Source organism: Geothermobacter hydrogeniphilus, from assembly GCF_002898515.1.
Classification (GTDB): domain Bacteria; phylum Desulfobacterota; class Desulfuromonadia; order Desulfuromonadales; family Geothermobacteraceae; genus Geothermobacter_A.
In genome coordinates this window covers 82,014-95,487 of sequence record NZ_PPFX01000010.1, presented here as the reverse complement: position 1 = coordinate 95,487, position 13,474 = coordinate 82,014, and the positions used below count along the sequence as shown (strand labels likewise).

Here is a 13,474-nt window from a genome sequence, read left to right as displayed (position 1 = left end):
CTAAGGGCCAAAGGCGAAAGGGAGTCCCTTGGCCGCTTGTGCCTTTACCTTTAGCTCTTGGCCGATTTTGGAATTTAAGGGGTAGATTTATGATTGACCAGTTATTCCATGACATGGAACAGCAGTGCGACGCGACGAAGGTGGCAAAGGAGACCAGCTACTATTTTTCCGTCGACGAGGCCAGAAAAACGGTTTTTCTGTCGGCCGACGGTTGCCGGGTTGTGGATGGCAAGGCGACGGAGACGGCGGATTGCGTCTGCAAGACCAGTTACGCATTTCTGGCCAGGATCTGGCATGAAAGTTATGTGCCGGGGGTGAAGGATTTTCTCTCAGGCTCGATCAGGTCGAACAATCCGGCGGCCCTGCAGGATTTGTTGAAAGCCTGCGGGAAGATCTGAACCCTGCGACAGTGAACCCTTTGCCGTGGGCTGTTCGGAGCGTCTCAGGTTATTGAAAAGAGCATTCGCGCCAGGCGCTTGCGCCCGGTGCCCGGTATAAACTCATTGTTTCAGGTGCGGGCTCGGTGCAAGACCGAAAATATCATTGTCAGCGGGGGTGTTTCCAGGAGGGGAACACCCCCTGGTGTATTTATGCAAGACCCTGGAACGTAACGACAATTTACATTTCTTGGTTTGGTCGGATGGAATAAGTATTCATTTGACAGCTGCCGGTCCGCTGTTTTATAAGGTCTGGTCTGGCCATTTTTCAGGAGTGTGCATAGTTATGGTTGAACTGATCCTCATTCTGATCAGCGCGATCTTCGTCAACAACTTTGTTCTGGCGCGGTTTCTCGGTATTTGTCCCTTCCTCGGGGTGTCGAAGAAGGTTGAGACGGCGCTTGGCATGGGCATGGCGGTGACCTTCGTCATGACCGTTGCGGCCGTGGTGACCTGGCTGATTCAGTACTTCATTCTGATTCCCTTCAATATCGAGTATCTGCAGACCATCGCCTTTATACTCGTGATTGCCTCCCTGGTGCAGCTGGTGGAGATGGTCATTCAGAAGGTCAGCCCGGTTCTCTACCAGTCTCTCGGCATTTTTTTGCCCCTGATTACAACAAATTGCGCCGTTCTCGGTTTGGCAGTACTCAATATCCAGAAGGGTTACAGTTTTCTGGAAAGTGTTGTCTTTGCGATCGGTGCGGCCCTCGGTTTTACCCTCGCCATGGTTCTCTTTGCCGGTTTGCGTGAGAGGATCGACCTTTGCCCGGTGCCGAAAAGTTTTCGTGGTACGGCAATCGCTTTGGTAACGGCGGGACTGCTCTCACTGGCGTTCATGGGTTTTGCCGGTCTGGTCAAGGGATAAGGGACGAGACAACATGATTGCAGCAGTTATTAGTCTGGGTGGCATCGGCCTGGCGGCAGCAGTCGCCCTGGGGGTGGCGGCGAAAAAGTTTGCCGTCGAGGTTGACCCGCGCGAAGCGGCGATTCTCGAGGTTCTCTCCGGAGCCAATTGCGGGGCCTGTGGTCTGCCCGGCTGTAGTGCTTATGCCAAGGCCGTTGTTGAAGAGGGGGTTCCCGCCAATCTCTGCAGTCCCGGTGGTCAGGCGACCATTGAAGCGATTGCTGCGATCATGGGGGTTGCCGCCGAGGCGATGGTGCCGCAGGTGGCGGTGGTGCGCTGCCAGGGGGACAACCGCAAGGCCAAAAACAAGTTTCATTATCTCGGTCTGCAGGATTGCAATGCCGCCCAGCGTATTGCAGACGGCCCGAAGACCTGTCCGGGCGGATGCCTCGGCCTCGGCAGCTGTGAGCGGGTCTGCCCCTTCGGTGCGATTGAAATGACCGCTGACGGCATCGCCGTGATCAGCCGCGACAAGTGTACCGGCTGTAAGAAGTGTGTTGCCGCCTGCCCGCGCAACGTCATCGCCATGACCCCCCGTCCTGCGACGGTTCATGTCCTCTGCAACAGCCATGACAAGGGTGCCGTGGTGCGCAAGTATTGCGAGGTCGGCTGCATCGGCTGCCAGATCTGCAAGAAGACGGCACCGGGAGCCTATCTCATCGAGGATTTTCTCGCCCGGGTGGTCTATGAACAGGAGCAGGATGCGGCCCCGGGCATTGAGAAGTGCCCCACCAAGTGCATCCGTGATTTTGCGCTCGGCTATCCGGAGGGGAGCAGTTTCAAGGCAGCGGAATCCAGGCCCGAACCGGAACATGCGGCCTGAGTCCATGATTCAGGATGATCCCAGGTAGACACATGCAACTGAAGACATTTCCCGGCGGGCTGCATCCGCCAGACAACAAGCAGTGGTCGGCACACAAGCCGATCGAGGATTGTCCGCTGCCCGAGGAACTGGTCGTCCCTCTCGGCCAGCATATCGGCGCCCCGGCCGTTCCCTGTGTCGCGGTCGGCGATCTGGTCAAAAGGGGGCAGGTCATCGGTGAGGCGAAAGGTTTTGTCTCGGTTCCGGTTCATGCTCCGACCTCCGGAGAAGTGATCGCCGTCGAGGATCGTCCTCACCCGATGGGCAGGGACCTGCCGGCCGTGGTGATCAGGGCTGACGGCGAGGACGCCTGGGGAGACCTGCTGGCACCCCTCGATATTGCCATCGCGGGGATTGACGAGTTGCGTCAGCGGATTCTTTCCTGCGGCATTGTCGGCATGGGTGGCGCGACCTTCCCGGCCCATGTCAAGCTATCTCCTCCGGATGAAAAGCCGATCGACACCCTGATTCTCAACGGCGTCGAGTGCGAACCGTTTCTGACCGCCGACCATCGACTGATGCTCGAAGAGAGCGACCGTATTCTCTCCGGGATCGCAGTGCTGCAGAAGATTCTCGGTGTCAGGCAGACCTTTATCGGTATCGAGGCCAACAAGCCGGATGCCATCGAACGGCTGTCCCGGGCCTGCGCCGACCTGCCTGTCGAAGTGATCCCGTTGGAAGTGAAATATCCGCAAGGAGCGGAGAAACAGCTGATCCTGGCCTGTGTCGGTCGTGAAGTTCCTTCCGGCGGATTGCCGATGGATGTCGGTGTGGTGGTACAGAATGTCGGCACCTGCGCCGCGATTGCCGACGCGGTGCTGCGTGGCATCCCCCTGATTGAACGCATCGCCACCATTTCCGGCCCGGCCCTGGTTGAGGCGAAAAATCTGCGGGTGCGGATCGGTACCCCGCTGCGGAAACTGGTGGAGGTCTGCGGCGGCACCAGGGTCGAGCCGGCCAAGATCATCATGGGGGGACCGATGATGGGTATGACCCAGCTCTCCCTGGAGGTTCCGGCAATTCGCGGCACATCCGGCCTGCTGCTGTTCACCGCCGACCAGGTTTCGACGCGTCCCGAAGGGCCCTGTATCCGTTGTGGCCGCTGCGTCCGAGCCTGTCCGGCGCATATCCTGCCGACCACCATTGCCGCCTATGCCCGCCTCGACCTCTTCGAAGAGGCGGAAGCTTACAATGCCCTCGACTGCATCGAGTGCGGATGCTGTACCTATTCCTGCCCGGCGGCGCTGCCGCTGGTGCAGTCGATCCGTTATGCCAAAAACGCCATCCTGGCCAAGCGAAGGAAGGTGTAACCGTGGCCAACCAGCTCTATCTGTCAAGCTCCCCGCACTTCAGTTCCGGTGAGAGCACCGACCGCCTCATGCGTCAGGTCATCTATGCCCTGTTGCCCGCTGCCGCGGTCTCGGTCTACATGTTCGGTCTGCCGGCCCTGGTGACTCTGCTGATTTGCACTCTGGCCAGTATCGGCTTCGAGGCCGTTTGTCAGAAACTGATGGGCCGCCCCCGGACTCTCGGCGACGGCAGCGCTGCTTTAACCGGCATTCTGCTGGCGCTCAACCTGCCGGCTTCAAGCCCCTGGTGGATGAGCCTGATCGGCGCCTTCGTGGCGATCGTCATCGCCAAGCAGATCTATGGGGGGTTGGGGTGCAATCCCTTCAACCCCGCCCTGGTGGCACGGGTGGTGCTGCTGATCTCCTTCCCGGTGCAGATGACCCGCTGGACCGCGCCGGCGCCGCTTTCGCTCAGTTTCGACTCCGTGACCAGCGCCACGCCGCTGGGGCAGGCCAAGGAGGCGGTGATGCTGCACGGCGCCCTGCCGGCAGATCTGGCGGCAGGCTTCGGTGATTTCTTTCTCGGTCGGATGGGCGGCAGTCTCGGCGAGGTTTCCGCCCTGGCGTTGCTGCTCGGCGGTCTCTACCTGATCTGGAAGAAGGTCATCACCTGGCATACTCCGGTCAGTTACCTGGCCACGGTGGTTGTCTTTTCCGGCATTTTCTGGCTGGTAGACGGGACCCGCTATCCCGACCCCCTCTTTCATCTGCTGACCGGCGGTCTGCTGCTCGGTGCTTTTTTCATGGCGACCGACATGGTCACCACCCCGGTGACCCCGCGCGGGATGCTGGTTTTCGGCGTTGGTTGTGGTCTGCTGACGGTGCTGATCCGGCTTTTCGGCGGTTACCCCGAGGGGGTTTCCTTTGCCATTTTGCTGATGAACGCGGCCACGCCGCTGATCGATCGCTATACTCAGCCGAAGAAGTTCGGCTTTGTCCTTGAGAAGGCCTGACGAATGAATACGACCCTGCGTCTTGCCATTGTTCTGACCCTGATTACCGCTCTGGCCGGCTTGATCCTCTCTGTGGTCGAGTCGGTTACCCGGGCGCCGATTGCCGAGCAGCGCCGCCTCGAAACGGTTCGGGCTCTGAAGGCGGTCCTCCCTGATCTGGATAATGCTCCCGATGCCGATACGGTGGTTCTGCCGGTCGGTACCGACAAGAAGGGCAGGCCGGTCGAGCGTACCTTCTACCGCGGCCGCAAGGGGGGCAGGTTGACGGGTATCGCCTTCAAGGTCATCGCCCCCGAGGGCTACAGCGGCAATATCGAGATCATGGTCGGGGTGACACCGGAGAGGCTGGTGAGCGGCATCGCCATTCTCAGCCATGCGGAGACTCCGGGCCTGGGAGCGAAGATCATCGAACCGCAGTTCCGCGATCAGTTCAAGGGCAAGGGACTGGACAATGCCGATTGGCGGGTGAAGAAGGATGGCGGCCAGTTCGACCAGATCACCGGGGCGACCATCTCGCCGCGTGCGGTGGTCAAAGCGGTCAGGCAGGGGCTGGAATTCCTGCGTGATCATGAGTCGCAGGTCGTGGCCGACCGGGAGGTGAAACAATGAATCTCGGCAAGGAATTCCTCAAGGGGTTGTGGCAGGAAAATCCGGTTTTCAAACTGGTCCTCGGCATGTGCCCGACCCTGGCGGTGACCACCTCGGCTGAAAATGGGTTGGGGATGGGTCTGGCGACCACCTTCGTGCTGGTCTGTGCCAATATCACCATCGCCCTGTTGCGCAAATTGATTCCGGGCGGGGTGCGCATCCCGGCCTTCATCGTCGTTATCGCCTCCTTCGTCACCGTGGTGCAGATGCTGATGGAAGCTTATGCCTATGACCTGTTCAAGGCCCTCGGCATTTTCATTCCATTGATTGTCGTCAACTGCCTGATCCTCGGCCGCGCCGAGGCCTTTGCCTCGAAAAACGGTATCTTTGCCTCTCTGATCGACGGCTTGGGGATGGGGCTCGGCTTTGCCCTGAGTCTGACGGTGATCGGTGCGGTGCGGGAACTGTTCGGCTCCGGCGCGGTTTTCGGTATGCCGCTGTTGTCACTGTTTCCCGCCTACAAGCCGGTGATCCTGATGATCCTTCCGCCCGGCGCGTTTATTACCCTCGGTTTTCTGCTGGCCGGGATCAATCGGCTTGAGGCCCGCACGGGGGCGTCCGGTGAAAATAAAGGCGGCCATTGCTGTTGAGTCCGGCCGCTGATTCCGCTACCGGAGTGTTTATTTCTCCAGGTCCGCTGCCGTTTGGGACAGGTTGTCCGGGGGAGATTCGAGAGCAGGATTGACCGACTCGTCGCTGATCGGATCGAGAAAGGTAACCCGGTTGCGGCCGTCTTTTTTTGATCTGTAGAGTCCGCGGTCGGCCCTTTCAACAAGGTTTTCACCGCTGTCCTTGAGGGTAATCGCCGCGACACCGGAACTGGCGGTCAGGGGGGCGCCGGTTTCCGGGCACGGAGTCGCAGCAATGCGTCGGCTGAGTTTTTCCGCGGTGACGCACGCTTCGCGACATGGTGTTGCCGGCAGCAGGATCAGAAACTCTTCCCCCCCCCACCGCCGGAGTTGCAACAGTAACCGAGAATTTGATCGGCCTTGAAGCCGGTCAGTCGTTCGGCGGCCGGATTCCAGTAGAGGATCCGGCGTTGCTGGTCGACGAAGTAGACCCCCTCGGCCAGATGGTCGACCATCATTTTGTAGAAATCGATCTGCAGCGGCATGGGGTTTCCTCCAGTTTGTTCATTAAAACATCGATCCCGCTGTCTGTACAACCTCGACCCGTGGGCTCATTGGCTCAGGCGTAAGCTCCCTTCACTCAGAACCTCCTGGACCTTACCGACCAGTCCCAGTTCGGTAAAGGGTTTGGCGAGAAAGGCTCCTGTTTGTCCGCTGAGAAAATCAGAGCTGAAAGTGACCTGTCCATAACCGGACAGGAACAGGACCTGCAGGTCGGGTTGCAAGCGTCTCAGGTTGCGCGCCAGCAGCGGTCCGCTCAGTGTTGGCATGACCATGTCAGTCACCAGCAGAGAGATTTCGCTGTGATGATGGTCAAACAGTTCCTGGGCAAGTTCGACGTCTCCTGCCGGGATGACCTGGAACCCGTTTTCCAGCAAAGCCTTGGTGGCGAACTTGAGAACTTCCGGGTCATCCTCCACCAGCAGTAATTTACCCATGCGGCAGAGGTTGGGGGTGGCCGTTGCCGGCAGGTCAACCTCGGGGCCGTCGTCAGTTCGGGGCAGATAGATGGTGAAGCAGCTGCCCTGGTTCGGGGCGCTCTCCACAGTGATATAGCCGCCGCTCTGCTTGACAATGCCATAGACCGTGGCCAGTCCGAGTCCGGTTCCCTTGCCCTTTTCCTTGGTCGTGAAAAAAGGCTGAAAAATTTTCTTCTGGTCTTCGGGACTGATACCGTTGCCGGTGTCCCGGATGCTGAACCAGACATAATGTCCTTTTTTCGAGCCGGGATGAAGGAGGGTGAACGGTCGGTCGAATTCCCGGCAGCCGCTGCGGATGATAATGCGGCCACCGGTGGGCATGGCGTCACGGGCATTGATCACCAGGTTCATCAGTATCTGTTCAAGCTGGCCGGGGTCAGCCTTGATGTAGGGCAGGGAGTCCGCGAGTTCGACCTCGAAGGTGATATCTTCTCTGATCAGGCGTCGCAACATTTTCTGCAGGTTGTCAATACGCGAATTGAGATCGAGAACCTGCGGCTGCAGCATCTGTCGACGGCTGAAAGCGAGTAATTGTCGTGACAGTTCTGCCGCCTTCTGGCCGGCATCCAGAACGATGCCGAGATCCTGATGGGCGGAGGTTTTTTCGGGAAGATTTTTTCTGACCAGCGAGGTGTAGCCATTGATGACTGTCAGCATATTGTTGAAGTCGTGAGCGACCCCGGCGGCAAGCTGCCCGAGAGCTTCCATCTTCTGCGCCTGGCGCAATTCGTTTTCGGCCTGTTGCCGGGCCAGGCGGTCGCGGGCGGCGGCGATGCCGAGAGCGATGGTGTGTCCTATGGCCTCTATCTCCCCGCATATCTCAGCATTGAACCCCTGTCGGCGATTAAAGAGAAACAAGGCGCCGATAGCACTGCCATCGGTTTGCAGGGGCAGGGCCAGCATCGACTGGATAGAAGTCGGAAAGGCCCGCCGCAGCTGTTGGAAGTCCCCCCGGTCCGGGCTGAGTAACAGGGATTCACCACGGTCGACCGGCAGTCGCCAGCATTGCTGCGGGAAACCTTCGGTCCAACTGTCCGGCACGAGCGGCGAGGGAGCCAGGTCGCAATGCCAGACGTTCCCACAGGCGGCGAGCAACCTTGGTTCCTTGTTGTCTGTCAGGTCGTAGATCAGTCCGCCATCAGTTTCAAGCAGGTCTGTCGCGGCATTAAGCAGGCTGACGGCCATATTGGGAAGATCGCCATGCTGCAGGAATGCCAGACTGGCAGCATTCAGCATCGCGGCGAAGGAGGTTGAGGCAGGACGTGGGAATGGTTCAGGTCCGTTGGCAACAGCGGTCTGTGGCTGGTACAGCATCTGCAGATCCCTGGGAGAGGTTTCTCATCTTATCGGTTAGAGGGTGAAAAATGATAAGGGTTTCGGGCTTCTGCCTGAAAGAACAGGTATTGGATGGAGATGGCGGACATTGAAAACTGTTTTCGAGAGCAATTCTTGGCCCTTCCCGGCCCGGAAATAAAAGAAAGTTCATCCTTTTTCAGGTCTGCTTTCAACCCGATCTCGCAGACGCATTGAGAGACATGTAACACATTGAAAAACAAATACTTTTTATAAAAAACTCTGCATACAGTATACTGTATTTTTTGCTTGACAATGGGCAGGTTTTGTCCTACCTTGCACACGCTTAAAAGCCGTAAACGGCATCTTTGCGCCTTCTTGCCTAAATTTCAGCTAGCCGCGTGCTGTTGGGAGGAGCTTCTTCTATGTTGGACAGTTATTTACCGATTATTGTTCTTATTGTCATTGCTCTGGCTTTTGCTGTCGGGACGATCGTTATGTCGCATCTGATCGGCCACAGGAAGCCGAGCGCTGTCAAGCTTGCGCCGTACGAGTGCGGCATGCCTCTGGTGGGTAGCGCTCGGGAGCGCCTCTCGATCAAGTTCTACATCATTGCGATGCTTTTTATCGTTTTTGATATCGAGGCGGTTTTCCTCTATCCCTGGGCGGTGGTTTTCAAGAGACTCGGGATGTTTGGATTTGCTGAGATGGGTGTTTTTATTTTCATCCTGCTGGTCGGCTACGTCTATGTCTGGAAAAAAGGAGCTTTGGAATGGGAGTAGAGCAGACTCTCGGCAATAACGTTATCACCACCTCGCTGGATAAGTTGGTCAACTGGTCGCGCGCCAAGTCGCTGTGGCCGATGACCTTCGGTCTGGCCTGTTGTGCGATCGAGATGATGGCGGCCGGCGCGGCCCGTTTTGACCTTGACCGTTTCGGAGTTCTGTTTCGGGCTTCGCCTCGGCAGTCCGACTGTATCATTATCGCCGGTACGGTGACTCAGAAGATGTTGCCGGTTATCAAGACGGTCTATGAGCAGATGCCTGAGCCGAAATATGTTATCGCCATGGGTGCCTGTGCCTGTTCCGGGGGTATTTTTGATACCTACAGCACGGTGCAGGGAATCGATACCGCTCTGCCGGTTGACGTCTATGTGCCCGGATGCCCCCCGCGTCCTGAGGGACTGTTGTACGGCATCATGAAGCTCCAGGACAAGATTATGAAGGAGCGCAATTCCTTCGGCGAAGCTATCGGTGTCGGTGAGCGGATCAGCCAGGCCTGAAGGCCTGCTGCGTGTTGCCACCTTTGAATTTAGAGGATGAATGAAATCATGAGTGAACATCCTGCAGTAGCCCAGCTGAAGGGTCAGTTCGGGGACAAGGTTCTCAAGGTCGAGGAGTTCCGGGGGCAAACCTCGGTGACGGTACCGAAGGAAGAGATTGTGGCGGTCTGCACCTTTCTGCGTGACAGTTGCGGATACAATTTCCTGACCGATCTGTGCGGTGTCGACTATCTCGGTCGGACGCCCCGATTTACCGTTGTCTATCAACTTTACAACATCGGTACCCATACCCGCCTGCGTCTGAAGGCTGAGGTCGAGGAGGCCGACTGTCGTATTGATACCGTGACCGGTGTCTGGTCCACTGCCAACTGGTTTGAGCGTGAGTGTTGGGATCTTATGGGAATCGCTTTCGTCGATCATCCCGACCTGCGTCGCATTCTGCTCCCCGAGGATTGGAGCGGTCATCCGCTGCGCAAGGATTACCCGGTTCAGGGGCCGGATCGTGAGCCCTACCAGGGCCGTCTTTCCTGAGAGTCAAGTCTTCCGGTATTCACTTAAGCGTAGATCAATATAGACGAGGCAAACATGGCGAAAACCGAAACAATGACCATCAATATGGGCCCTCAGCATCCGTCGACTCACGGCGTGTTGCAGCTGGTGCTTGAGTTGGATGGCGAAATTGTCCGCAAGATAACTCCGCATATCGGCTTTCTGCATCGCGGGGTCGAAAAACTGGCGGAACATCGTACCTATCATCAGGTGCTGCCCCTTACTGACCGGCTTGATTATCTGGCTCCGATGCACAACAACCTCGGTTATGTCCTGGCGGTTGAGAAGCTGCTCGGCATCGATGAGCAGATTCCTGAGCGGGCCAATGCGGTACGGGTGATGATGGCCGAGTTGACGCGGATCAAGAGCCATCTCGTCTGGCTCGCGACTCACGCCCTCGATATCGGCGCCATGACCGTGTTTCTCTACTGCTTCCGTGAGCGGGAGCGGATCATGGATTTTTACGAGAAGATCTCCGGTGCCCGGATGACATCGAACTATTTCCGTGTCGGCGGTCTCTCCAGGGATCTTCCGGACGGAATCGAGAGGGAGATAAGGGCCTTCATCGATGAGATGCCGGGTCATGTCGATACCTATGAAGGGCTGCTTTCCGGCAACAAAATCTGGCAGAAACGTGTCATGGGCATCGGTGTGATCGGAGCCAAGGATGCCATCGATATCGGCTTGACCGGTCCGGCGCTGCGTGCCTCGGGTGTCGACTGGGATCTGCGTCGTGATCAGAGCTACTGTGATTATGACAAGTATGATTTTCAGGTTATCACCGGTAAGGACGGGGACACCTGGACCCGGTACAAGTGTCGGCTCGATGAGATCCGTGAATCATGCAAAATTGTTCGCCAGGTTCTCGACGGTCTCAAGCCGGGGCCGATACTCGCCGACTGTCCTAAGGTCTGCCTGCCGCCGAAGAAGGATGTCGTCAATACCATCGAAGGCCTGATTCACCACTTCAAGATCATCACTGAAGGTTTCAAGCCGGAGCCGGGTGAAGTCTATGTCGGGGTGGAGAACCCCAAGGGTGAGGTCGGCTATTACCTGATTTCGGATGGTTCCCCGCATCCCTATCGGATGAAGATCCGGCCCGCCTCCTTTGTCAATCTGCAGGCCCTGCCACAGATGGCTGAGGGCGCGATGATCGCGGATGTTATCGCCATCATCGGTACTCTTGACGTCGTTCTCGGCGAAATCGACCGTTAACGAGAATCAACGAGGATTCAATCAATGAGCGAGACTGCTGAAAAGGCTGCCGAGCAGGAAGTCGACCTGACGGCCTGCAACGAGATCCTGGATCAGTACCAGGACATGCAGGGCGCGCTGATGCCGGTGCTGCAGGCGATTCAGGATCACTACGGCTATATTCCGGAAGAAACGGTTCACCTGACGGCTGACCGTCTCAACATCTATGCCAGCCAGATTTACGGCGTGCTGACCTTTTACGCCCAGTTCCACCTGGAACCGCGTGGCAAGTATATCGTCAGGGTCTGCATGGGCACGGCCTGTCACGTCAAGGGCGCGGGGCGCCTGGGCGATCGTGTCAAGGAGTTGCTCGGTATTACCCATGCCGAGACCACCGAGGATGTCAAGTTCACCTGCGAATATGTCGCCTGTATCGGGGCCTGCGGCATGGCACCGGTCATCATGGTCAATGATGCGACCTACGGTTCCATGTCGGTGCAGAAGCTGAACGAGGTCATCGAGAAATACCAGAAGATGGACTGAAACAGGTCCGCGCTTTTTTAGGGGTATCCCATGGCTGAAAACGCTCAGAATATCGAAGTTCTCATCTGTACCGGCACCGGCGGCCTCGCTTCCGGGTCGCTCAAGGTTGCCGAGGCGTTTGAAGAAGAATTCAAGAAACACGGCATTGAGGCGAAGGTCGGCAAGCGGTGTGAGGTGAAGAAAACCGGTTGCCGCGGGCTCTGTGCCAATGACGTGCTGGTCGATGTCATGGTTCCGGGCAAGGAAGGCGTGACATACGATTTTGTCACCCCGGAACTGGTGCCGCAGATAGTTGAGGAACATATCATCGGCGGCGAGCCGGTGCCGAAGAAGACCGCCGGAGCTTATTACTCCAAGTTCCTGGAGAAACAGCACCGCACGATTTTCTCTCGTTGCGGGCATATCGATGCCGAAAGCATCGATGATTATATCGCCAACCACGGTTTCAAGGGCATCAAGCGGGCTGTCACCATGAAGCCGGAAGAGGTGATCGAGGAAGTCAAGAAGTCGGGATTGCGCGGCCGTGGCGGCGGCGGGTTCCCGACCGGTGTCAAGTGGTCCTTCGCCAAGGGGTCTCCCGGCGAGTTGAAATACCTGATCTGCAACGCTGACGAGGGGGATCCCGGGGCCTTCATGGACCGTTCCCTGCTCGAAGGTGACCCCTACTGCATCATCGAGGGGATGATGGTGGCGGCCTATGCCATCGGCTGTACCTACGGCTATGTCTATGTCCGTGCCGAGTATCCGCTGGCCATCAAGCGGTTGCAGCTGGCCATCGATACCTGTGTCGAACGGGGGATTCTCGGCGACAACTGCATGGGGCTCGGCTTCAAGTTCAACCTGCGGATCAAGGCCGGTGCCGGCGCCTTCGTCTGTGGCGAGGAAACCGCCCTGATGGCTTCCATCGAGGGTCATCGCGGCATGTCCCGGCCCCGACCGCCCTTCCCGGCGGTCCGCGGTCTGTGGGGCAAACCGACCAATATCAACAACGTTGAAACCTACGCCAACGTCACCTATATCCTCGAGCGCGGAGCTGACTGGTATGCCTCCATCGGCACCGAGGGCACCAAGGGAACCAAGATCTTCGCCGTCACCGGCAAGGTCAAGCACACCGGCCTGGTCGAGGTTCCGGCCGGGGTCACCATGCGCGAGGTTCTCTACGATGTCTGCGGCGGCATCCTCAACAATCGCAAGTTCAAGGCGGTCCAGGCCGGTGGCCCGTCCGGCGGTTGTCTGCCGGTCGAGGCGATCGACGCAGAGGTCGATTACGATTCGCTGATCAAGGCCGGGGCAATGATGGGCTCCGGCGGACTGGTGGTCATGGACGAGACCACCTGCATGGTCGATATCGCCCGCTTCTTCCTCACGTTCACCCGACGCGAGTCCTGCGGAAAGTGTATCCCCTGCCGCATCGGTCTGAAGATCATGCTGGAGATTCTCGAGCGGATCTGTGCCGGTGAGGGTCGTGAAGGGGATATCGAACTGCTGGAGGACATGGCCTACGATATCAAGAAATCATCTCTCTGCGGTCTTGGTCAGACGGCACCGAACCCGGTGTTGTCGACCATCCGCTACTTCCGCCATGAGTACGAAGCCCACATCAAGGAAAAAGAGTGTCCGGCTCATGCCTGCAAATCACTGCTGCATTTCAAGGTCATCGACGAGGCCTGCAAGAAGTGCGGCATGTGTAAACGGGTCTGCCCGGTGGATGCCATCATCTGGGAAAAGGGCGATGTCGCGGTCATCGATCAGGACAAGTGTACACAGTGCACCTCCTGTTACGACGCCTGCCGCTTCATGGCAATTGATTAAATCACTGCAGCATCAGTGCTGAAACGGATACGAGGA

At 57.8% G+C, this 13,474-nt stretch carries 16 protein-coding genes; 13 read left to right on the top strand and 3 right to left on the bottom strand.

Translation table 11 applies throughout. The features are described 5' to 3' along the window. Window positions 1-89 precede the first annotated feature (89 nt). The 7 genes from C2E25_RS06510 to rsxE all read left to right on the top strand — a co-directional run bounded on the left by C2E25_RS06510 (window position 90) and on the right by rsxE (window position 5,746). Window positions 90-398 (top strand): hypothetical protein, encoded by a 309-nt coding sequence (locus C2E25_RS06510; protein WP_103114952.1) that lies wholly within the window; start codon window positions 90-92, stop codon window positions 396-398. Window positions 399-723: 325 nt separating this feature from the next. Then, entirely contained in the window at window positions 724-1,305 is a 582-nt protein-coding gene (rsxA, locus tag C2E25_RS06505; RefSeq protein ID WP_085011322.1) for an electron transport complex subunit RsxA, read from the top strand. 13 nt (window positions 1,306-1,318) lie between these two features. Continuing rightward, a complete protein-coding gene (locus C2E25_RS06500) occupies window positions 1,319-2,167 on the top strand; it encodes an RnfABCDGE type electron transport complex subunit B (RefSeq protein ID WP_103114951.1) in 849 nt (282 codons plus the stop codon). A 32-nt stretch (window positions 2,168-2,199) separates the two neighbouring features. Then, a complete protein-coding gene (gene rsxC, locus C2E25_RS06495; protein ID WP_103114950.1) occupies window positions 2,200-3,516 on the top strand; it encodes an electron transport complex subunit RsxC in 1,317 nt (438 codons plus the stop codon). Between the two features lie 2 nt (window positions 3,517-3,518). Then, window positions 3,519-4,508, top strand: a complete 990-nt coding sequence (locus C2E25_RS06490; RefSeq protein ID WP_103114949.1) for an RnfABCDGE type electron transport complex subunit D — start codon at window positions 3,519-3,521, stop codon at window positions 4,506-4,508. A 3-nt stretch (window positions 4,509-4,511) separates the two neighbouring features. Further along, window positions 4,512-5,117, top strand: coding sequence for an RnfABCDGE type electron transport complex subunit G (locus C2E25_RS06485; protein WP_103114948.1), 606 nt, complete (start codon window positions 4,512-4,514; stop codon window positions 5,115-5,117). Continuing rightward, entirely contained in the window at window positions 5,114-5,746 is a 633-nt protein-coding gene (gene rsxE / locus C2E25_RS06480) for an electron transport complex subunit RsxE (RefSeq protein WP_085011327.1), read from the top strand. The genes C2E25_RS06485 and rsxE overlap by 4 nt, the downstream gene beginning before the upstream one ends. A gap of 30 nt (window positions 5,747-5,776) precedes the next feature. Here the strand turns inward: rsxE and C2E25_RS06475 are convergent, their stop codons facing one another. From C2E25_RS06475 to C2E25_RS06465, 3 genes are all read right to left on the bottom strand, one after another. After that, a complete protein-coding gene (locus C2E25_RS06475; RefSeq protein WP_158247160.1) occupies window positions 5,777-6,121 on the bottom strand; it encodes a GGDEF domain-containing protein in 345 nt (114 codons plus the stop codon). Continuing rightward, a complete protein-coding gene (locus C2E25_RS06470; RefSeq protein WP_103114946.1) occupies window positions 6,085-6,270 on the bottom strand; it encodes a PAS domain-containing protein in 186 nt (61 codons plus the stop codon). The genes C2E25_RS06475 and C2E25_RS06470 overlap by 37 nt, the downstream gene beginning before the upstream one ends. A gap of 66 nt (window positions 6,271-6,336) precedes the next feature. Next, a complete protein-coding gene (locus tag C2E25_RS06465) occupies window positions 6,337-8,079 on the bottom strand; it encodes an ATP-binding protein (RefSeq protein WP_103114945.1) in 1,743 nt (580 codons plus the stop codon). Window positions 8,080-8,483: 404 nt separating this feature from the next. Here C2E25_RS06465 and C2E25_RS06460 point away from each other — a divergent pair, with 404 nt between their 5' ends. Genes C2E25_RS06460 through nuoF form a run of 6 tightly spaced genes read left to right on the top strand, consistent with a single transcriptional unit; the run spans window position 8,484 to window position 13,438 of the window. Further along, window positions 8,484-8,840, top strand: coding sequence for an NADH-quinone oxidoreductase subunit A (locus C2E25_RS06460; RefSeq protein WP_085011330.1), 357 nt, complete (start codon window positions 8,484-8,486; stop codon window positions 8,838-8,840). Then, entirely contained in the window at window positions 8,831-9,340 is a 510-nt protein-coding gene (locus tag C2E25_RS06455) for an NADH-quinone oxidoreductase subunit B (protein WP_085011331.1), read from the top strand. Before C2E25_RS06460 ends, C2E25_RS06455 begins: the two co-directional genes overlap by 10 nt. A 48-nt stretch (window positions 9,341-9,388) precedes the next feature. Further along, on the top strand, window positions 9,389-9,871 hold the full coding sequence (locus C2E25_RS06450; protein WP_103114944.1) for an NADH-quinone oxidoreductase subunit C: 483 nt from the start codon (window positions 9,389-9,391) through the stop codon (window positions 9,869-9,871). A gap of 54 nt (window positions 9,872-9,925) precedes the next feature. Next, complete coding sequence (nuoD, locus tag C2E25_RS06445) at window positions 9,926-11,104, top strand: NADH dehydrogenase (quinone) subunit D (protein WP_103114943.1); 1,179 nt, start codon at window positions 9,926-9,928, stop codon at window positions 11,102-11,104. Window positions 11,105-11,128: 24 nt separating this feature from the next. Beyond that, window positions 11,129-11,626: an NADH-quinone oxidoreductase subunit NuoE gene (gene nuoE, locus C2E25_RS06440; RefSeq protein ID WP_103114942.1), complete on the top strand. Its 498-nt coding sequence runs from the start codon at window positions 11,129-11,131 to the stop codon at window positions 11,624-11,626. A gap of 30 nt (window positions 11,627-11,656) precedes the next feature. Beyond that, the gene (nuoF, locus tag C2E25_RS06435) at window positions 11,657-13,438 is read left to right on the top strand and encodes an NADH-quinone oxidoreductase subunit NuoF (protein WP_103114941.1); all 1,782 of its coding nucleotides are present in this window, start codon (window positions 11,657-11,659) and stop codon (window positions 13,436-13,438) included. The last annotated feature ends 36 nt before the right edge of the window (window positions 13,439-13,474 follow it).

Coding starts and splice junctions, on each gene's coding strand:
- C2E25_RS06510 (WP_103114952.1), top strand. CDS start 90: ATGATTGACCAGTTATTCCATGACATGGAACAGCAGTGCGACGCGACG.
- rsxA (WP_085011322.1), top strand. CDS start 724: ATGGTTGAACTGATCCTCATTCTGATCAGCGCGATCTTCGTCAACAAC.
- C2E25_RS06500 (WP_103114951.1), top strand. CDS start 1,319: ATGATTGCAGCAGTTATTAGTCTGGGTGGCATCGGCCTGGCGGCAGCA.
- rsxC (WP_103114950.1), top strand. CDS start 2,200: ATGCAACTGAAGACATTTCCCGGCGGGCTGCATCCGCCAGACAACAAG.
- C2E25_RS06485 (WP_103114948.1), top strand. CDS start 4,512: ATGAATACGACCCTGCGTCTTGCCATTGTTCTGACCCTGATTACCGCT.
- rsxE (WP_085011327.1), top strand. CDS start 5,114: ATGAATCTCGGCAAGGAATTCCTCAAGGGGTTGTGGCAGGAAAATCCG.
- C2E25_RS06470 (WP_103114946.1), bottom strand. CDS start 6,270: ATGCCGCTGCAGATCGATTTCTACAAAATGATGGTCGACCATCTGGCC.
- C2E25_RS06465 (WP_103114945.1), bottom strand. CDS start 8,079: ATGCTGTACCAGCCACAGACCGCTGTTGCCAACGGACCTGAACCATTC.
- C2E25_RS06460 (WP_085011330.1), top strand. CDS start 8,484: ATGTTGGACAGTTATTTACCGATTATTGTTCTTATTGTCATTGCTCTG.
- C2E25_RS06455 (WP_085011331.1), top strand. CDS start 8,831: ATGGGAGTAGAGCAGACTCTCGGCAATAACGTTATCACCACCTCGCTG.
- C2E25_RS06450 (WP_103114944.1), top strand. CDS start 9,389: ATGAGTGAACATCCTGCAGTAGCCCAGCTGAAGGGTCAGTTCGGGGAC.
- nuoD (WP_103114943.1), top strand. CDS start 9,926: ATGGCGAAAACCGAAACAATGACCATCAATATGGGCCCTCAGCATCCG.
- nuoE (WP_103114942.1), top strand. CDS start 11,129: ATGAGCGAGACTGCTGAAAAGGCTGCCGAGCAGGAAGTCGACCTGACG.
- nuoF (WP_103114941.1), top strand. CDS start 11,657: ATGGCTGAAAACGCTCAGAATATCGAAGTTCTCATCTGTACCGGCACC.